This window comes from Sphingomonas lacunae (assembly GCF_012979535.1).
In the GTDB taxonomy this organism is placed as follows: domain Bacteria; phylum Pseudomonadota; class Alphaproteobacteria; order Sphingomonadales; family Sphingomonadaceae; genus Sphingopyxis; species Sphingopyxis lacunae.
Window position 1 is genome coordinate 2838464 of record NZ_CP053015.1, and the last position, 18693, is coordinate 2857156.

Consider the following 18693-nt stretch of genomic DNA (forward strand, 5'->3'; position numbering starts at 1 on the left):
TTCAATCCTGTGGCTTGACCCGTTCGGGCGCCGCCGCCGCAAATGCCTCAAGCCCCAGCGCATTGGCTTCACAGGTTGCCAAGGTCGGGAAAGAGGCAAGGGAAATATCATAGCGGCGGGCATTGGCCAGTTGGGGGACGAGGAAAATGTCAGCGATGTTGGGCGTATCCCCGCCCAGAAAAGGGCCCGCGCCCTGTGCCATCGCTTCCAGTGCCGTCAATCCTTCGACAACCCAGTGGATATACCAGCGGTCACGAACTTCGTCGCGCAAGCCCAGGTCGTGGGTCAGATATTTGAGCACGCGAAGATTGTTCAGCGGATGGATATCACAGGCAATCGCCATAGTCATGGCCAAAGCCCCGGCCCGTTCCACAGGGTCTTCGGGTATCAGGCGCGGCTCGGGATATGTCCGATCCAACCAATCAATGATGGCGAAGCTTTGCGTGAATACCAGACCATCCACCTCCAACGCGGGCACAAGCCCTTGTGGATTCAACGCAAGGTAGGCGTCGCTTCTCTGATCGCCGGCGAGCAGGCTGGTTGGCACCGAGTGATAATTCACACCCTTCAGATTCAAGGCAATGCGGACGCGGTAACTGGCCGAGGAACGGAAATAATCGTGGAGAACGGGATCGGTCATGGCCGGGCCTCCGATGCAGGGGGTGTTCCGGCGGGCATGGCCGCGATCCACTCATCAATCAAGCGCAGACCCTCCCGATGGACCACGGCCCTACCCAGTTCCGGCATGGCAATGCCGGGATCGGTGCTGCCCATCCGATAGGCAAGAATCGAATGTTCAGGATGACCGGGGGCAATAGCATAGTCATGACCGCCACTGCCCCGCCCAGCCGCCACGGGTCGTTTGAACAAGCCAGTCGTCATTGACGGCGGCCGTTCATATTCCAGAAAGAGGCCGCTGTTGGAGGCACTGCCACGTGGGTTGTGGCAATGCGCACAGTTCACATCGAGATAGGCGCGGGCGCGGGCATCGAGGCTGCCGGTTCCGGCATCGTCCCAGCGCGGCATGGACGCCAAGGTCCAGTCGGCGCCGGTAACAAGGGCGCGGGCTGGCGCTGCCAATTCCATGTTGCGCAATTTAGGCCCGATGGGCGTCACCGCGCCGGAAAGTTCGTGGCAGGTCTTGCACTGGTTACGATTGGGCACGGCATAGCTGATGCTGTAGCGATTGCCCGCAGAATCGGCGAAATCGACCATCTGTCGTGCGCCAGCGACGCGCAAATCAGCATCGCTGCCATCCGGACGCCAAATATAGGGGAGCGCAACCCAGCCGCTCGCCCGGCGCAGCAACAGCCGCGTCTCGATGGTGCGATAGCTGCCGTCCGCCTGGGGGTAGCCAAAGCTCTTGATCAGTGCCGTGCCGACAGGAAATTCGATCAATCCGTCGGCATTAGCATGCATCCGCGAGCCCTGCGGGACATAGATGTAGCGCCGCTTCTCCGCATAATCACTGAAGAGAGGCGTCGCCAGCGTATAGGGAATCAGCAACGGTGACGGGCGATCGGGTGATCCGAGGAAGAAGCCATAGGCCGACAGCGTCGGCGCATTGGACTCCCCGGTAATGACAGCGTCGGCAACCGCCAGATTCGTCCCTTGGGCAGGCAGGACCGCGAGCATGGCAAGGGCGGCGAACATGGCCACCCCCGCCCGGGCTAACCAACGAGACGAGAGGGACGCGAGCATCATCAGGGCGCGGCGGCGGCCGCTTCCATGCTGGCAGGCAGCACCACGGCGGCGACACGTGGCCAATTGGCTTCGCCGGACAGATCAACCGGTGCCGGCGACGCCGCCGATACGGGCTGTGCCAGATCAGGCAGGTTGAGGGTCAGCGCGGCGACATCATCGGCAATGCGGATGTCAGTTCCGGCCCCGTCCCACATGACCGGCGGCAGGCTGCCCCCAAAGGCCTGAGCCATTTCCGCACCACCGGGCAAGCCCGGCTGAAAGCCGGCGCGACCGTGCCGGTTGCCCATCGCCCGAATGCGCATCGGCATGGGCTGGTAATCGGCAGGCGTCGAACCATAGCGATAACCAGTGATCATGATGTTTGACGTGCCATTCCCGTCAAATTCATTGTCGAAGATTTCAACGTCGCGATTGGCCATGACAATGACACCCGATCCGGCAGGGACTGTGGCGACAATATTGCCCGCTGGCGCGAAGTTGGGCGTCATGTTGTTGACGATGATATTGTCGAACACACGGACACTGTGACCACCCTGTTGCGGCAGGCCCGGCAGGTCGAACACCAAAATGCCACCAGTGTTGCCAGTCGCCAGATTGTCATGGACGTCTGCGTTATAGCTGTTCTCTATCTCTATGCCGGCGACATTCTGCACCGCCGTCGATTCCCGCACGATGATGTGGCGGGATTGGCCGACATAAATGCCGGCGTCACTGGCGCCGCGAACGGTAACGCCATCAACCAGCACATATTCGCTTTCGACGGGATAGATTCCATAGGCGCCGTTGGTCGTGCGTGGCTCACCGGACCAGTCAACACGCAGGGATAGATAAACGATGCGATCGGCATTCTTTGACTTGATGCCGTCTCCGCGGGTGTCGCGGACGGTAAAATCCCGCAGCACGACATCGTCGGATGTGACCAGCAGCCCTTCACCCGCGCCTTGCTGGCCGGAAAAATCGAGGATCGTCTGTTCAATGCCGGCACCGCGCACCGTCACCCCGTCAACGTCGAGGCTGAGGCCGTCGGTCAGGCGGAATGTGCCCGGACCGATGCGCACCACATCACCCGGCTGGGCGTTGATCAGTGCTTCCTGAAGGCGGGTCTGGGCGTCGTCTCCGGCAGCCACCTCTATCGTCCTCGCCTCGACCGTCGTGGCGGCAACCAGGGCAAGCGCACTGCCTAACAGCGATGTCAATTGATGCTTCATATCTGTCTCTCCCCACTGCATAGTGCCGGGACGAGCGGCCGTTGCCAAGAGCCGCCAAACAATGAGGAGAAAGCCATGTTGCGACGTCTGGCCTTGATCGCCCTGCCGCTGACGGCAATGGTGGCGACGAGCGGCACCGCGCAATCAAGCGCCAATATTGCCGGCCGCTGGCGGACCGATGATGGCAATGCGATCATCCTCGTTGCTCCTTGTGCCGGCAACGCCCGGCAATTTTGCGGGCGCATCACCCAGATGACCAACCCGACGCTGGCGCGGGCGACCGACACCAACAATCCGGACGAATCGCTGCGGTCCCGGCCGCTGGTCGGCGTGCCGGTGCTGACCGGCCTGACCCCCAGCGGGCAGCGCTTCACCGGGCGAGGGTATAGCCCCGAGGAAGGCCGCAATTTCAATGCGACAGTCCATGTCGAAAACGGCCGGCTGAACGTACGCGGCTGTGTCGCCGTCTTCTGCCGGACGGTAGTGTGGACCCGGGCGCAGTGACGGTCCAAACGGCGAGAAAATTCATCTGAATTACGGTAATCCGCCGCGCAACCGGTTGACACTGGTTGACACTCCAGAGGGATGATTCAACGGCCGCCTGCGGGTTTCAGCGGTGATTTGCGGGTGTGGTGTAAACATAATACAGTGAGCCTGTGCCGTGCATCCGCACAATCGCGGCACCTGGCGTTGGTGTGATGCGCCCCTGCCTTCGCAATGGCCCAATGGCATCAGCTGGCCAAGCGACGGCCATCGACGAGTCTCTCACAGATGCGGCCATGTAGGAAAGCGAAATAGGATCAGTGCCTTGTCAGGGCGTGTCGCCGAGGATCCACGCCACGCCTTCGAGCGCGTGGAGGCGGGTGGAATCGAAGATCGGCAGCACATTGGCCTCTGTATCGACCAGCATCGACAGTTCGGTGCTGGCGAGCGCCACCGCGTCGACATCCTGCTGATCCCATTTGGTGATCAGCGTCTTCAGCTCGCGCTCGGAGGATTTTTCCACCCTGCCCTGCATCAGCTCGTCATAGATGATGCGATCGACCATGGTGACGGTGGCCTCGTCAATCGGCGCGAGGCTGACGCCATGGCCAACAATGCGCTGGCGGTACCATTTCTCGCTCATGACATTGCGGGTGCCGAGCAGTGCGGCGGTCTTGATACCGGCGGCCTTCATTGCCCGCCCGACGGGATCGACGATGTTGATGATCGGGATGCTGATCCCGGCCTGCACCTGATCGGCGACCTTGTACATCGAGTTGGCGCAGATGAGCAGCGCTGTGGCACCTGCAGCTTCGAGCCTGCGGGCGCTGTCAGTCAGCACGCTGGTGGCATGGGCCCATTGCTCATCGGTCGACAGGCGGGCGAGATCGCAGAAATTGAGGCTTTCGATGACCAAGGGTGGCGAGCAGGCCGGACCCGAGCGGCGCTGTGTTTCGCTATTGATCATCCGGTAATAGCTTTCGGTGGCGGCCCAGCTGATGCCACCGATGAGTCCCAGTTTGCGCAACTTATGTTCCCTTTAGTCCCTGATCGTCATTGCGAGCGAAGCGACGCAATCCAGTGTTGGCTCAGACCGCCCTAGATTGCTTCGTCGCTGCGCTCCTCGCAATGACGTTGATTAATGCGCCAAGGCTTTGACGCCCTCATGTCGTCAGTGCGCCAAGGCTTTGACGCCCTCATGTCGTCAGTGCGCCAAGGCTTTGACGATGTCCTCGCACATCTTTTTTGCGTCGGCGAGCAGCATCATCGTCTGGTCCATGTAGAAGACGTCATTGTCGACGCCGGCATAGCCCACCCCGCCCATGCTGCGCTTGACAAAGAAAATGGTCTTGGCCTTGTCCACATCGAACACCGGCATGCCATAGATGGGTGAGGATTTGTCGGTCTTGGCGGCCGGATTGACCACGTCATTGGCGCCGATGATGAAGGCAACGTCGGCCTGGGCGAATTCGCTGTTGATGTCCTCCAGCTCGAACACCTCGTCATAGGGCACATTGGCTTCGGCCAGCAGGACGTTCATGTGGCCGGGCATGCGACCCGCGACCGGGTGGATGGCATATTTGACCGAAACGCCCTCTTTTTTGAGCAGGTCCGCCATCTCGCGCAGGGCATGCTGGGCCTGCGCCACCGCCATGCCATAGCCGGGGATGATGATGACGCTGTCGGCCTGTTTCATCATATAGGCGGCGTCTTCGGCCGAGCCGCGCTTCCACGGCCGCTGTTCCCTGGCCTCACCGCCACCGACCGAGGCATCAGCGCCAAAGCCACCGGCGATGACGCTGATGAAGCTGCGGTTCATCGCCTTGCACATGATGTAGGAAAGGATCGCCCCCGACGAACCGACCAGCGCGCCGGTGATGATCATCGCGCTGTTGCCAAGCGTGAAGCCCATGGCGGCAGCGGCCCAGCCCGAATAGCTGTTGAGCATCGACACGACGACCGGCATGTCGGCGCCGCCGATGGGGATGATCAGCAGGAAACCGATGACAAAGGCGAGGACTGTGATCGTCCAGAACACCCACGGGCTCTGATCGACAGTGAAATAACCGGTCAGACCGAGGATGACGGCAATGGTGCCAAGGTTGATCAGGTGACGGGCGGGCAACAGGATCGGCGCACCCGACATTTTGCCGGCGAGTTTCAGGAAAGCGATGACCGAGCCCGAGAAGGTGATGGCGCCGATGGCTGCGCCCAGGCCCATTTCGACCCGGCTGACCGGGGAAATCACCCCATCTGCGCCAGCAATGCCAAAGCCCTGTGGTGCCAGAAAGGCGGCAGCAGCGACGGCAACAGCCGCAAGGCCGACGAGACTGTGGAAGGCGGCGACCAGCTGCGGCATGTCGGTCATGGCGATGCGGCGGGCGGTGACGATGCCGATGACCGCACCCAGCGCCAGAGCGGCGACGATCATGCCGATGACGGTTATGTCAGGCCCGACATAGCTGTTGGTCGCATCCCCCAGCTTCATCGGCACATGGGTAACCAGCGTGGTGGCCACGGCGATCGCCATGCCGGCCATGCCGAAACGGTTGCCGCGTTGCGAGGTCGATGGGCTCGACAGGCCGCGCAGCGACAGGATGAAGCAGACGCCGGCGACGAGATAGGCGAGCAGCGCCCAGGCGGGAGTGGCGTGTTCCATGGCGCTCAGCGATCCTTCTTCTTGTACATCGCGAGCATCCGCGCGGTGACGGCAAAGCCACCGAAGATGTTGATGCTGGCCATGACAATCGCGGCGAGGCCGAGCCAGCGCGCCGTGGTGCCACCCGCGCCGATCGCGGGCGCGGCCGCCGCAATCAGCGCGCCGACAATGATCACCGAGGAAATGGCGTTGGTCACCGCCATCAGCGGCGTGTGCAGTGCCGGGGTAACCGACCAGACCACATAATAGCCGACGAAACAGGCCATCACGAAAATCGACAGAATCGAGATGAAGTCCATGATCGTCGTCCTAACTGGCGAGCAACCGCTCATTGATGACCTTGCCGCCCTGGGTGAGGCGGATGGCGGTGCCGATTTCCTCGTCAAGGACGGGTTTGCCCGCTTCCTTGTCCCAGAAGGCGGAGAGGAAATTGTACAGATTGCGGCTGAACAGCGCCGAGGTATCGGCGGCGAGCGTCGAGGGGACATTCTGCGCGCCGATTATCTTGACGCCATGCTTGACCACGGTTTTGCCGGGCACTGACCCTTCGACATTGCCTCCGCTTTCCGCCGCGAGGTCAAAGATGACGCTGCCGGCGCGCATGCTGGCGATCTGGGCATCGCTGATCAGGCGCGGGGCGGGACGGCCGGGAATCAGCGCAGTGGTGATGACAATGTCCTGCTTGGCTATGTGGCTGGAGACCAGCTCAGCCTGCGCCGCCTTGTATTCGTCGGACATTTCGGTGGCATAGCCGCCGGCGCCCTCACCCTCGATCCCTGCGACGCTTTCGACGAAGATCGGCTTCGCGCCAAGGCTGAGGATCTGTTCCCTGGTCGCCGAGCGGACGTCGGTAGCGGAAACCTGCGCGCCCATGCGGCGGGCGGTGGCGATGGCTTGCAGTCCGGCAACGCCGACGCCCATGACAAAGCATTTGGCGGCATTCACCGTACCGGCGGCGGTCATCATCATCGGAAAGGCGCGGCCATAGGCGTTGGCGCTTTCAATCACCGCCTTGTAGCCGGCAAGGTTCGCCTGGCTGGAGAGAATGTCCATCGACTGGGCGCGGGTGATGCGCGGCATGAACTCCATCGCCAGCGCTTCGAGACCCATGGCGGCATAGGCATCGACGCGCGCGCGCTCGCCAAAGGGATTGAGACCAGCGACCAGCCATGCGCCGGATTTGGCGCCGGCAAGGCTATCAGGCGACGGTCCCTGCACGCCGAGCAAAATGTCGGAATCGGCGATTGTTTGCGCGCGCGGCGCGACGGTCGCGCCGACTGCGGCATAATCCGCATCCGAGATGGAGGCCCCCTCACCAGCACCGGTTTCGACAGCGACAGTGGCGCCGAGTGAGATGAATTTCTTGATCGTTTCCGGTGTCGCGGCGACCCTGCGTTCGCCCGCTGTGGTTTCACGCAGGACCGCGATTTTCATTACCGCGCTCCGATCAGGAAATCAGGACGATGACGAGACCAGCAACAAGAACGCAGCCGATCGTTCCCCATTTGGTGAGGGTGAGAAAACCGGAATAGGTCTGTTCGGCAGCCTTGATGTCATTGTCAGCCATGGCGATTCCCTGAATGAGGCCGACGGCAAAGGTCGGCGCAAGATGGATTTCTCCTTATCCTTAGACCAGGCGGCGCGGCAACGGCAAGGGGCCCTGCCATAGACGAAACGCGCTTAAGAGCGTTTTTACCCTCTTGCCCTATGACGGTTCGGTGACCGGCGGGATAACCGTCCCGACCGGCAGGATGGGGTTTGCGTTTTGGCGACTTTGCAAGGTGACCGGATGCTGCTGCTGGTGGACAGCGAAGAGGCGCAATGCCGCTTCGTGGCGTCGCTGGCTGCCCGCGGCGGATGGCGCACCCTTTTCGCGGCTGATTGCGAGCGCGCTGTAGCCACATTGGGTACGCATGACGGGCTGTTACTCGATGCGGTGCTGATTGACGAACGGGCCGCCCGCGGAGGCATTGCCGAAACGATCGAGATCATGCGGCAATGGCGCCCTTCCCTGCCCATCATTTTTCTTGCCGAAGCTGGACGGCGCGGCCCGGCGCTGGATGCTCTGCGCGCTGGTGCCAGCGATTTCCTCGACAAGCCGCTGACCGCTGAACGTCTTCACGCCGCACTTGACCACGCGATTGCGCCGCGGTTCGGCCATGAGTTGCGGCCTCTCTCGGAAAAATTCGCCGCCCCATTGTCGGTGGAAGAAATCATCGGATCGACGCCAGCCTTTCGCACTGCCCTCGCAATCGCGGCCAAGGCTGCACGCACCCGCGTGCCAGTGCTGATTGAAGGCGAACCGGGAACAGGCAAGGCTCTGGTCGCTGCCGCTATCCACCATGCAGGATTGCGGCCCCGCGCGCCCTTGGTAGCGGTGGATTGCGGCCATCACAGCGATGCGATGATCGGCCCGATGCTGTTCGGCCATGAACGCGGCGCCTTTGCCGGCGCCTTTGAACGGCGGATCGGTGAAATTGCCAAGGCTGATGGCGGTACGTTGATTCTCGACCGGATCGAACGGCTGCCTCTGGATGCACAGGCACTGCTTGCCGACCTCCTCGAAACCAGCATCGTCACGCCGATCGGCGGCACGATGAGCCAGCCTGTCGATGTGCGGTTCGTAGCCAGCTCTACCGTTTCGCTGAAACAACGTGCCCGCGACGGCCTGTTCCGCGAGGATCTGCTCGCCCGGATAAGCATTGCTGAGGTCAATCTCCCGCCACTGCGCGACCGGCGCGTGGATATTGCCGCACTGGCGCGCCATTTGATGGCTCGTATCGGTACATTGCCGGGCATGAGCGCCATGTCGCTGTCCCACGATCTGTTGGACGCCTTTGCCGGGTGGCGCTGGCCAGGCAATGTTCGCCAACTCCACGACGCATTGGTCCGCGCCGCCTGCAACGCCCAAGGACCACAGCTGGGGCTTGAAGATTTTCCGGGACTTGCCGCCGAGCGGGCCCGCGCGCCTGAGGATATGGGCGGAGCCAGCCTGATGCCGGGCGACGGTATTGGCGTCACCCTTTATCGCGCAGATGGGAATTTGCGGGCGCTGGCTGATATAGAAGCTGACGTCATCCGTCTCGCCATCGGCCATTATCGCGGCCGGATGAGCGAAGTCGCGCGCCGCCTCGGCATCGGCCGCTCGACGCTCTATCGCAAGCTGGCCGACCTCGGCATCGATACCGCAGCCTGATCCGCGACGGCTGATCATCCCGCCGCCACCGGAGGCCAGGGTCGAACGCTCACAGCCCTGGCTTCCAGTGACGGCGGGATTCTTGTAGTCCGGGCCCATGACCCTGCTTTCCCCCGACTTCACCAACGCGCATATACTCATTACCGGTGCCGGATCGGGGATTGGCCGCGCCTGTGCCACGGCCCTGCATGGCATGGGGGCAACCCTGATCCTGGTTGACCGGAACCAGCCGGTGATCGAAGCGGTGCTCGTTGGACAGGAACGGGTGTCCCGTCACGTCGGTGATGTGGCTGACGAATTTTTCTGGGATGACCTGTCCGGGCACCTGAGCCCGCTGACCCATGCGCTGGTCAACGCCGGTATCGCGGGCGCGGGGTCGATTGAGGCCCTGCCCTTTGACGAATGGCGACGGGTGATGGCGGTCAATCTCGACGGTGCCTTTCTGACGCTGCGCGCGGCGATACGGGCGATGATCGCACGCCACGCCCGCGATGGCAGGGGTGGCGCGATTGTCTCCATGGCTTCGGTTTCGGGCATGAAGGCCGAGGCCGGCACGGGGGCCTATGCCGCATCAAAGGCGGGCCTGATCCAGTTGACCAAGGTGGCTGCCAAGGAAGGAGCACTGCATCAGATCCGCGTCAATGCGATAGCGCCCGGCGGGGTCGACACACCGATGTGGGACAGCATGGACGGCTTTAACGAGTTGGTGGCGGCACAGGGCGGTGACCGTGATGCGGCGATCGCCGGCATGGCCGCGATAGGCGTGCCACTGGGCAGCTATGCCAAACCCGATGAAATGGCAGCGCAGGTCGCGTTCCTGTTGAGCAAGGGCGCAGCACATATGACCGGAGCGGTGTTGGTGGCCGACGGCGGTTACAGCCTTTAGCAGCCCGGAGTCACATTCGCGTCAGTGCGGCGTCACGCGTGGCGCGCCAGACGCGCTGCGCCTGACGGGTTTCGCGGACATCATGGACGCGGAGCAGTTGGGCGCCCTGGCTAATCGCCACGGCTGCAACAGCAACGCTTCCGCCAAGACGGTCCTGCGCGTCGGCCTCCCCATCGACGGCGCCGATGAACCGCTTGCGGCTGGCAGCGAAAAGGAGCGGACAGCCGAGCGCATGAAATAGCGACAAGGCATTGATAATACGCAGATTATCCTCAACACCCTTGCCAAAGCCGATACCGGGATCGACAATGATCTTGTCCCGCGCAACGCCTGCGGCAGTGACGGCGGCAATGCGGGCCTCCAGCCAGTCGAACACGTCAAGCGCAGGATCGGCATATTTGCCCCCAGGCAACGCCGAGAGGTCATGCGGGTCGCTCTTCTGGCTTGGTGCGTGCATCAATATGACCGGGCAGCCAGCCTTGGCCACGACATCGGTGGCACGATCATCATAGGCGAGTGCAGAGACATCATTGACGATGCCCGCCCCGGCGGCGAGCGCGGCCTGCATCACCGCGGCCTTGCGCGTATCGACCGAGACGGCGACACCGCCACGGGCCAGTCGTTCGATCACCGGCACGACGCGCTCAATCTCGTCGCCTTCCCAGACCAATGGCGCGCCGGGACGGGTTGATTCCCCGCCCACGTCGATGAGTGCGGCGCCTGCCGATGCCAAGTCGAACCCGGCGTCGGCAGCGGCCTGTGCATCGACATGTTTGCCGCCGTCAGAGAAACTGTCGGGCGTGGCGTTGAGGATGCCCATGATCTGGGGTTCTATGAGGCGGACGGTCCGGCCATTGGCTAGCGTGATGGGTGGCCGCGGCGCGGCCACCGCTGCGAGTTGGGCTGTCGCCCGGGTAGCGACGGGTGCAGGCAGCGCCGCTATCCATTCGGCTATCGAGTCAACAGCGACGAGAGCTTCGCGCTTTGGCGTCGAGGGTCCGCGCACGGTGATGGCCCATGCGGCGAACCAGAGCATGCCATCACCAATGCGCGCCACCCGGCCATCGAGGCCATGCGGACGCTCGACGAAACAGGCCGGCTGGCAATAGATACGCGTGTCGGGCGCGAGTAACGGGAGGTCGGCTAGGGTCAGTGGTTCAAACATCAAGCCTCGTTGGCCAGCAGCCAGTCCTGACGCACCTTGTCGATTTCGCGCAGTTTCTGGCCGTCATCGACATGCCAGAAGGTCCAGCCATTGCAGCTGGGCGCACCTTGCAGCGTCGCGCCGAGCTTGTGGATCGAACCAGCGTCATTGCCGCAGGCAAGGCTGCCATCGGCGCGGACCTGGGCCTTCCAGCGGCGCTTGCTGTCGGTGAGGATGGTGCCCGGCGGGATCATACCGCCCTCGACCAGAGTTCCAAAGGCGACGCGGGTCGCAGCCTTGGGCGCCTGCATCGTCTTCACCGCGCTTTCGTCGAGCGGCAGCGCCATGGCGATGCGCTCCTCGGCGGCAGCGATATAGCTGTCCTCACGCTCAATGCCGATGAAGTGGCGACCAAGCCGCTTGGCAACCGCGCCGGTGGTGCCAGTGCCAAAGAAGGGATCGAGAATGACGTCGCCGGGGTTCGAGCAGGCTAGCAGCACGCGATAGAGCAAAGCTTCGGGCTTTTGCGTCGGGTGAACCTTTGACCCGCCTTTCTTGAGGCGTTCCTGGCCGCCGCAGATGGGGATCAGCCAGTCGGACCGCATTTGCAGCTCGTCATTGAGGGTCTTCATCGCGCGATAGTTGAAAGTGTAGCGCGCGTCCTCGCCCATGCTCGCCCAGATCAGCGTTTCATGCGCGTTGGTGAAGCGGGTGCCCTTGAAATTGGGCATCGGGTTGGCCTTACGCCAGACGATGTCGTTGAGGATCCAATAGCCCTGATCCTGCAACGCGGCACCGACGCGGAAGATGTTGTGATAGCTGCCGATCACCCAGATGCTGCCATTGGGCTTGAGGATGCGCTTGGCTTCCTTGAGCCAGGCGTGGGTGAAGCGGTCATAGGTGGAGAGGCTGTCGAACTTGTCCCACTCGTCATCGACGGCATCGACCTGGCTGCCATCGGGGCGGAACAGGTCGCCACCGAGCTGGAGGTTATAGGGCGGATCGGCAAAGATCATGTCGATGCTGCTGGCCGGGAGCGATCGCATATGGGCGATGCAGTCGCCCTTGAGGATGCTGTCCAGCGGCAGGTCAACGGGCTGTGCCGCCGACTTCCTCACCCTGACCTTTTCCATCACACCCATGACTTGCCCCTTAAAAACACAAGGATTCCAGCCTGAATCAGCGCGAGTCCGCGGTCAAGAGTCATGGTAAGCGAAGGGTTTCGCAGAAAGGTTAACTCAAAGGGGAACAGAAGGAGTCTGACCGCGACATGGTGGGGGTGGGTGAGTCAGCGGGACTCAATCCCTAGTGGTGTGGCGAAAAAGACTCGGGCATGAAAAATATTTTCGGGGTGGGCTATCAGAGCCCCAATTCCAGCTGCGCCCGCACCGGCGCGAAGCTTTGCCGGTGCAGCGGACAGGGGCCGAGGCGATCAAGCGCCTCCATATGCTCGGCGGTGCCATAGCCCTTGTGCCGGGAGAAACCGTAACCGGGGAAGGTGGCGCAGGCTTCGATCATCATCGCGTCACGCGCCTGTTTGGCGATGATCGAGGCGGCGGAGATGCTGGGCTCCAGCGCGTCACCCCCGACGATGGCCCGCGCCGGCCAGCGCCATGCCTCCACCCTGCCTTGTGGCGTCATATTGCCGTCGATGAGGATTTCGGCGTCTCCCTCTATGCCAAGCGCCGCCACCGCCCGGGTCATCGCCAGCATCGTCGCCTGGAAGATGTTGATGCGGTCAATTTCGGCGACATCGACGATGCCAATCGCCCAGCGGCACTTGGCCTTGATCTCGGCCTCGAGGTGGATGCGGCGCTTTTCGGAGAGTTTCTTGCTGTCGTTGAGGCCGGTTATGCCATCCGGACACAGCAACACCGCCGCCGCCACGACCGGTCCGGCAAGCGGGCCGCGCCCGGCTTCATCGACGCCGATGATCACACCCGCCACGGAGGAAACCGGCGATATTCCGCGGCCTGATAGAGGCAGATTTCGTTGCCCGCCGGGTCGGTCAGGCGGGCTTCGCGCCAGCCCCATTCCTCGTCGCGGGGTTGGTGGTCAAAGCGGACGCCGCGGCGCGAGAGATAGGCGCACCATGCGTCGAGCGCGCCGCTTTCTAGATAGGTGGTCGCGCCGGGCGCGCCTTCGCCGACGTGGATCGACAGGGTCACGCCGTTTGCCGCCTCGAAGCGGGCATACCCATTGTCGGGACTGTCAACGATCTGGGTGAGGCCAAGCTGGCGGTAGAAAGCGACCGACTGGTCATAATCGGCGGCTGCGAGCGTGATCTGGTTGAGCGCCGGGCCGGTAAACAGGCCATCGTTGCGCACACTCGCGTGCCCCATCGGCCCATGGCCCTGCCCCAGCCCCGGCGCATTGTGGAGCGCGAGGCGGACAAAATCGCGGGCGCGGGCGACAGCGGCTTCGAGTGGCAGACCGTCACCAAGGCCGGTGGCAATGGCGCTGGCGAGCGTGCAGCCGGTGCCGTGGGTGCTGGTCGTGTTGATGCGCGGCGCCTGCCAGGCCGCGAGTTGCACTTTCTCGCCATCGACAATTGCGAGCAGGTGATCGGTGATCAGCTCATCATCGCTATGCCCGCCCTTGGCGAGCAGCGCGCAGCCGTGCGCCAACACTGCGTCATCCCCGCCAAGCGCGGCGAGTTCGGGCAGGTTGGGCGTAACAACAGTGGCACGGTCCATCAGCGGGCCAAAGGCGGCGATGGTCGCCTCATCGGCGAGCGACGAGCCGCTGGTGGCGACCATGACAGGGTCAAAGACCAGCGGGACCGAGGCGAGGTCAGGCGCGGAGAGGCGCGCGGCGACGGCGTTCAATGTGTCGACGCTGCCGATCATGCCGATCTTGATGGCATCGACGCCAATGTCCGCGACGACGCTGTCGATCTGGGCAATGACCATCCCGGTCGGGATGGCGTGGACGCCCTGCACGCCAAGCGTATTTTGCGCGGTAATCGCGGTGATCGCGGTCATGGCATGGCCGCCGAGCATGGTGACGGTCTTTATATCCGCCTGGATGCCCGCGCCGCCGCCGCTGTCCGACCCGGCGATGATGAGGATGCGGGGAGTCACCCCTTGTGCTTCCGCTCGGTCGAGGCCGGGTGCGCGGCGAGATGCTTCTTTGCCCGCGTCGGCCGGTCCATCAGTTCCCCGCCGCAATTGGGGCAGCGCTCGTCAAGCTCATCGGCGCATTCGGCGCAAAAGGTGCATTCGAACGAGCAGATGAACGCGCCATGGGCATGGGCGGGCAGGTCCGTGCCGCAGCGTTCACAATCGGGGCGCATTTCAAGCATGGCTTATCCTGCCGCCTTTTCCACCGCTTCGCAGATACGGTCGACCACCGCCGTCACCGTGTCACCATTGTCGCCTTCGGCCATGACGCGGATGACGGGTTCGGTGCCAGAGGGACGGATGACGATGCGGCCTGAACCGGCGAGGTCGCGTTCGCCATCGGCAATCGCCGCCTTGACGCTGTCAGCATCGAGCGGCTTGGCGCCAGAGGCGTAACGGACATTTTTGAGCAGTTGCGGGACCGGATCGAACAGCTTGAGGAATTCGCTCGCCCGCTTGCCGCTGTCGATCATCGCGGCGAGCACTTGCAGCGCGGCCATGGTGCCGTCGCCGGTGGTGGCATGGTCAATGAGGATCATGTGGCCCGACTGTTCGCCGCCGACGTTAAAGCCACCCTCACGCATCCGTTCGAGGACGTAGCGGTCACCCACCTTGGTCCGTTCCAGCGTCAGCCCTTCGGCCTGCAGGCGGCGTTCGAGGCCGAGGTTCGACATGATGGTGGCGACAATACCACCGCCGCGCAGACGCCCCGCGCCATGCCAGCTGAGGCCAAGCGCGGCCATGATCTGGTCGCCATCGACAATGGTGCCATGTTCATCGACGACGATCAGCCGGTCGGCGTCGCCATCAAGCGCGATGCCGATATCAGCACCGCTGGCGACTACGGTTTCCCGGAGCAGCTGCGGATGCGTCGAACCGCACTGGTCGTTGATGTTGCGGCCATTGGGTTCGACGCCGATGGCGATGACCTCGGCACCCAGTTCCCACAGCGCGGTCGGTGCGCTGTTGTAGGCGGCGCCATTGGCACAATCGATGACGATCTTTAGCCCGTCGAGCCGGACGCTTTCGGGCAGGCTGCCCTTGACCGCGTGGATGTAGCGACCACGCGCGTCCTCGATGCGGCGGGCGCGACCGATGTCATTGGGCTTGGCGAGATTGGGGGTGCTTTCAAGCAAGGCTTCAATGGCATGCTCATCCTCGTCAGACAGTTTGAAACCGTCGGGACCGAACAGCTTGATGCCATTGTCATGAAAGGGGTTGTGGCTGGCCGAGATCATGACGCCCAGGTCGGCGCGCATCGAACGGGTGAGCAGCGCAACGGCAGGCGTCGGCATCGGACCGACCTGCACCACGTCCATGCCGACAGCGGTGAAGCCGGCGACCATGGCATTTTCGAGCATGTAACCCGACAGTCGGGTATCCTTGCCAACCACGACGCGATGCTTGTGGCTGCCGCGCAGGAAATGGGTGCCCGCCGCCATGCCGACCCGCATCGCCACTTCAGCTGTCATCGGTGCGCTGTTGGTCAGTCCGCGAATGCCATCAGTGCCGAAAAAGCGTTTTCCCATCGTCCATCCCTGTCCTTGTCTGGTCCTGTGACAGTTCCGATAGGACGCGACGAAGCGAATGCCAAGCGTTGCACCCACCCCGGCGCTGTGGCACGGCTGGAGGCATGGCCAATATACCAACGCCGACTGTCGCCAGCATTCCCAACGGCCGCCTCGCCGTGCTGTTCATGGTGATGCTGGTCGCGGCAGCGGGCAATACGGCGATGCAGTCAATCCTCCCGGCACTGGGAGCGAAGCTGGGCATCGCCGATGTCTGGGTCAGCCTGGCCTTCAGCTGGTCGGCGCTGTTGTGGGTGATCACCGCGCCAAAGTGGGCGCGACAGTCGGACAAGCGGGGCCGCAAGGCGTTGATGGCGGTGGGCATCATCGGCTTTGTCTCGTCTATGCTGTTCTGCGGTCTGACCTTGTGGGCCGGCCTCGAAGGCTGGTTGAGCGCCGGGGTGACCTTTGCCTTTTTCGCCCTGTTCCGCAGCCTTTATGGCGGGTTCGGATCAGCGGCGCCGCCGGCGGTGCAGGCCTATGTTGCCGCCCGCACCGAAGCGGCTGAGCGGACCAAGGCGCTGAGCCTCGTTGCCTCGTCGTTCGGACTTGGCACGGTGATCGGCCCGACCATCGCACCCTATCTGATCCTGCCGGTGCTGGGCCTTTCGGGGCCACTGTTTGTCTTTGCCGGGATCGGCGTGGCAGTCATCATTGCGCTGCGCCTCGTGCTGCCCGATGACACGCCACGGTTTGAAGTGCGCGGGCAGGTGAGCGCCTATCCGGCTGCGGGCGGCGGCGGACAGATTGTCGATTCCGACGGCGATGGCGAAATGGACCAGGACGACCGCTCGTCCACCGAACGGATCGGCTGGTTTGACCCGCGTGTGCGCGGCTGGAACATCGCCGGACTGGTCGGCGGCCATGCGCAAGCAATGACCATGGGGGTAATCGGATTCCTGATCCTCGATCGGCTCAACCTGCGCCAGACTCCCGACCTCGCCGCCGAACCGACCGGCCATGTGCTGTGGGTCGGCGCCATCGCAACGCTCTTGGCGCAATGGGCGCTGATCCCCCTGCTCTCGCTCAAACCCCGCACGGCAGTCATTTCAGGATGTGCGGTCGGTGGCATGGGGGCCTTGCTGGTCGGGCTGGGTGACACGCTGCCGACGATCAGCACCGGCTTTGCCTTTGCCATGCTGGGCTTTGGCCTGTTCCGGCCCGGCTTCACTGCCGGCGCCTCGCTGGCGGTGCCCCGCCCATTGCAGGGACAGGTGGCCGGGCAGACAGCGTCGATCAATGGTGCGGCCTATATTGTCGCTCCGGCAATCGGTGTGCTGCTGTATAACTGGCACGCGGAACTGACCTTCCTTTTGATCACCACGCTTTGCCTGGGCATGAGCATCTGGGGCTGGCGCGGCCTCAAGGAAGCGCCTGTCCGCAATCCGGAGCAATAGGCATCGGCTTTTCCTGATGACGCACCGCCGCGCGGTCGCTATGGCAGCCGCCATTCCACCAACGGCGCCTACGCCTCAAGAAGGAAGTCCTCCGTGACCGCACAGACCCTGACCCTGACGCTCGACACCGGTGATGTCGTCATCAAGCTCCGCCCTGACCTTGCGCCCAAGCATGTCGAGCGCATCAGCCAGCTCGCCAGCGAAGGCTTCTACGATGGCGTCGTGTTCCACCGTGTGATCGCCGGTTTCATGGCGCAGGGCGGCGACCCGACCGGCACCGGCATGGGCGGTTCCAAGCTGCCTGACCTGCCCGCCGAATTTTCGACCGAACCGCACGTCCGCGGCGTCTGTTCAATGGCCCGCGCGCAAAATCCGAACAGCGCCAACAGCCAGTTCTTCATCTGCTTTGACGATGCCACTTTCCTTGACCGCCAGTACACCGTGTGGGGCGTGGTCGAGAGCGGCATGGAACATGTCGATGCCCTGCCCAAGGGTGAGCCGCCGCGCGCTCCCGGCAAGATCGTCAAGGCGACTGTCGCCTGAACCAACAGGGATTTTTCACATGTGCAAGGGGCCGGGACCAGAGTTTCGGCCCCTTTGCTTGTTGGCCGCTCAGTAACGCGACAGTTCGTCAATCCTGCCGCGCAACATCTGTTCGATGCAGAGTTCATCCCTGCATTGCGCCACCTGTGACAGGAACAGACGCTGATCAACCAGCACCTGGCGACGCAACTGACGGTTCGAACGGATCTGGCCGTAAAGAGTGCTCATCTGGCGTTCCAGAGCAGCGAGGTTCGCGCTGCCGCAGATCATCAGTTCCACATCGGTCGTCGCCCGCGCGCAGGAAAAACTTGGCCCGCCAGATGCCGCTTTGGGCCGAGAGCGCTCTGCTGCCGGCATGGTTGGCGAGATTATGATGTCAGCGGCGGGCAACGGCTCAGCTGAAGTGTCGGGTTGCGACGGCGGCACTGCCGTTGTTGGCGTGGCATCGGGCCCTGCACCCACCGGAGCCGGGGCCGGACGCGCTTGACCTGCCACAGGCGCCGCGAGTGCGACATCGGGTTCCTCCCGCATGTACAGGTGCAGGGCCGTGCCAGTCAGGAAAAGCACGGCAAGCCCGGTGACAAGCCACGGCAGAAGCGAGGCAGAAGGGGCGGGCACTGGCGGCGCCAAGGGCGCTGCGGTAGGAACGTAGGGACTGGCTTGAGAAGCAGGACCGGTCGGTAGCCCGCGGACCACCGGAGCGCCACAGGCTCCGCAGAATCGGGCGTCTAAATCCAACGTGGTTCCGCAGACGCTGCAACCTCTTGTCATCATCGTCCCCCC

The 18693-nt window shown here is 63.3% G+C and carries 20 protein-coding genes and 1 pseudogene; 5 read left to right on the forward strand and 16 right to left on the reverse strand.

Annotated elements, in window-relative coordinates; genetic code table 11:
* Nucleotide 1: 1 nt before the first annotated feature.
* Genes maiA through GV829_RS13575 form a run of 3 tightly spaced genes read right to left on the reverse strand, consistent with a single transcriptional unit; the run spans nucleotide 2 to nucleotide 2912 of the window.
* The gene (gene maiA / locus GV829_RS13565; RefSeq protein ID WP_169947495.1) at nucleotides 2–640 is read right to left on the reverse strand and encodes a maleylacetoacetate isomerase; all 639 of its coding nucleotides are present in this window, start codon (nucleotides 638–640) and stop codon (nucleotides 2–4) included.
* A complete protein-coding gene (locus tag GV829_RS13570) occupies nucleotides 637–1653 on the reverse strand; it encodes an SO2930 family diheme c-type cytochrome (RefSeq protein WP_169947497.1) in 1017 nt (338 codons plus the stop codon). The genes maiA and GV829_RS13570 overlap by 4 nt, the downstream gene beginning before the upstream one ends.
* A 50-nt stretch (nucleotides 1654–1703) precedes the next feature.
* A complete protein-coding gene (locus tag GV829_RS13575; RefSeq protein ID WP_169947499.1) occupies nucleotides 1704–2912 on the reverse strand; it encodes a parallel beta-helix domain-containing protein in 1209 nt (402 codons plus the stop codon).
* Between the two features lie 75 nt (nucleotides 2913–2987).
* Between GV829_RS13575 and GV829_RS13580 the strand changes: the two genes are divergently transcribed.
* Complete coding sequence (locus GV829_RS13580; protein WP_169947501.1) at nucleotides 2988–3416, forward strand: DUF2147 domain-containing protein; 429 nt, start codon at nucleotides 2988–2990, stop codon at nucleotides 3414–3416.
* 307 nt (nucleotides 3417–3723) lie between these two features.
* Here GV829_RS13580 and GV829_RS13585 read toward each other — a convergent pair whose 3' ends face one another.
* The 5 genes from GV829_RS13585 to GV829_RS13605 all read right to left on the reverse strand — a co-directional run bounded on the left by GV829_RS13585 (nucleotide 3724) and on the right by GV829_RS13605 (nucleotide 7621).
* Nucleotides 3724–4422: an aspartate/glutamate racemase family protein gene (locus GV829_RS13585; RefSeq protein ID WP_169947503.1), complete on the reverse strand. Its 699-nt coding sequence runs from the start codon at nucleotides 4420–4422 to the stop codon at nucleotides 3724–3726.
* 177 nt (nucleotides 4423–4599) lie between these two features.
* Entirely contained in the window at nucleotides 4600–6054 is a 1455-nt protein-coding gene (locus GV829_RS13590; RefSeq protein ID WP_169947505.1) for an NAD(P)(+) transhydrogenase (Re/Si-specific) subunit beta, read from the reverse strand.
* 5 nt (nucleotides 6055–6059) lie between these two features.
* Entirely contained in the window at nucleotides 6060–6353 is a 294-nt protein-coding gene (locus GV829_RS13595; RefSeq protein WP_169947507.1) for a proton-translocating transhydrogenase family protein, read from the reverse strand.
* Nucleotides 6354–6363: 10 nt separating this feature from the next.
* The gene (locus tag GV829_RS13600; protein ID WP_169947509.1) at nucleotides 6364–7488 is read right to left on the reverse strand and encodes an NAD(P) transhydrogenase subunit alpha; all 1125 of its coding nucleotides are present in this window, start codon (nucleotides 7486–7488) and stop codon (nucleotides 6364–6366) included.
* A gap of 13 nt (nucleotides 7489–7501) precedes the next feature.
* The gene (locus tag GV829_RS13605) at nucleotides 7502–7621 is read right to left on the reverse strand and encodes an aa3-type cytochrome c oxidase subunit IV (protein ID WP_169947511.1); all 120 of its coding nucleotides are present in this window, start codon (nucleotides 7619–7621) and stop codon (nucleotides 7502–7504) included.
* 222 nt (nucleotides 7622–7843) lie between these two features.
* Here GV829_RS13605 and GV829_RS13610 point away from each other — a divergent pair, with 222 nt between their 5' ends.
* Together GV829_RS13610 and GV829_RS13615 are read left to right on the forward strand one after the other, a co-directional pair.
* Nucleotides 7844–9250, forward strand: a complete 1407-nt coding sequence (locus GV829_RS13610; RefSeq protein ID WP_169948393.1) for a sigma-54-dependent transcriptional regulator — start codon at nucleotides 7844–7846, stop codon at nucleotides 9248–9250.
* A 97-nt stretch (nucleotides 9251–9347) separates the two neighbouring features.
* On the forward strand, nucleotides 9348–10136 hold the full coding sequence (locus GV829_RS13615; RefSeq protein WP_169947513.1) for an SDR family NAD(P)-dependent oxidoreductase: 789 nt from the start codon (nucleotides 9348–9350) through the stop codon (nucleotides 10134–10136).
* A 10-nt stretch (nucleotides 10137–10146) separates the two neighbouring features.
* Here the strand turns inward: GV829_RS13615 and folP are convergent, their stop codons facing one another.
* The 6 genes from folP to glmM all read right to left on the reverse strand — a co-directional run bounded on the left by folP (nucleotide 10147) and on the right by glmM (nucleotide 15931).
* Nucleotides 10147–11301 (reverse strand): dihydropteroate synthase, encoded by a 1155-nt coding sequence (gene folP, locus GV829_RS13620; RefSeq protein ID WP_169947515.1) that lies wholly within the window; start codon nucleotides 11299–11301, stop codon nucleotides 10147–10149.
* Complete coding sequence (locus tag GV829_RS13625; RefSeq protein ID WP_169947517.1) at nucleotides 11301–12422, reverse strand: site-specific DNA-methyltransferase; 1122 nt, start codon at nucleotides 12420–12422, stop codon at nucleotides 11301–11303. The genes folP and GV829_RS13625 overlap by 1 nt, the downstream gene beginning before the upstream one ends.
* Nucleotides 12423–12639: 217 nt before the next feature.
* A complete protein-coding gene (locus GV829_RS13630) occupies nucleotides 12640–13227 on the reverse strand; it encodes a ribonuclease HII (protein WP_425505420.1) in 588 nt (195 codons plus the stop codon).
* The gene (gene thiD, locus GV829_RS13635; RefSeq protein WP_169947521.1) at nucleotides 13215–14363 is read right to left on the reverse strand and encodes a bifunctional hydroxymethylpyrimidine kinase/phosphomethylpyrimidine kinase; all 1149 of its coding nucleotides are present in this window, start codon (nucleotides 14361–14363) and stop codon (nucleotides 13215–13217) included. The genes GV829_RS13630 and thiD overlap by 13 nt, the downstream gene beginning before the upstream one ends.
* A complete protein-coding gene (locus GV829_RS13640) occupies nucleotides 14360–14584 on the reverse strand; it encodes a DUF1272 domain-containing protein (protein ID WP_169947523.1) in 225 nt (74 codons plus the stop codon). Before GV829_RS13640 ends, thiD begins: the two co-directional genes overlap by 4 nt.
* Before the next feature lie 3 nt (nucleotides 14585–14587).
* Nucleotides 14588–15931 carry a phosphoglucosamine mutase gene (gene glmM / locus GV829_RS13645; protein WP_169947525.1) on the reverse strand — a complete coding sequence of 448 codons (1344 nt, stop codon included), beginning with the start codon at nucleotides 15929–15931 and terminating at the stop codon, nucleotides 14588–14590.
* A 104-nt stretch (nucleotides 15932–16035) separates the two neighbouring features.
* Here glmM and GV829_RS13650 point away from each other — a divergent pair, with 104 nt between their 5' ends.
* Nucleotides 16036–17367, forward strand: coding sequence for an MFS transporter (locus GV829_RS13650; RefSeq protein WP_169947527.1), 1332 nt, complete (start codon nucleotides 16036–16038; stop codon nucleotides 17365–17367).
* A 93-nt stretch (nucleotides 17368–17460) separates the two neighbouring features.
* Nucleotides 17461–17910, forward strand: a complete 450-nt coding sequence (locus tag GV829_RS13655; RefSeq protein WP_169947529.1) for a peptidylprolyl isomerase — start codon at nucleotides 17461–17463, stop codon at nucleotides 17908–17910.
* Between the two features lie 69 nt (nucleotides 17911–17979).
* Here the strand turns inward: GV829_RS13655 and GV829_RS13660 are convergent, their stop codons facing one another.
* A complete protein-coding gene (locus GV829_RS13660; RefSeq protein WP_169947531.1) occupies nucleotides 17980–18528 on the reverse strand; it encodes a lysozyme inhibitor LprI family protein in 549 nt (182 codons plus the stop codon).
* Between the two features lie 81 nt (nucleotides 18529–18609).
* Nucleotides 18610–18684, reverse strand: a pseudogene (locus GV829_RS14465) (zinc-ribbon domain-containing protein); the annotation flags it as partial.
* Between the last annotated feature and the right edge of the window lie 9 nt (nucleotides 18685–18693).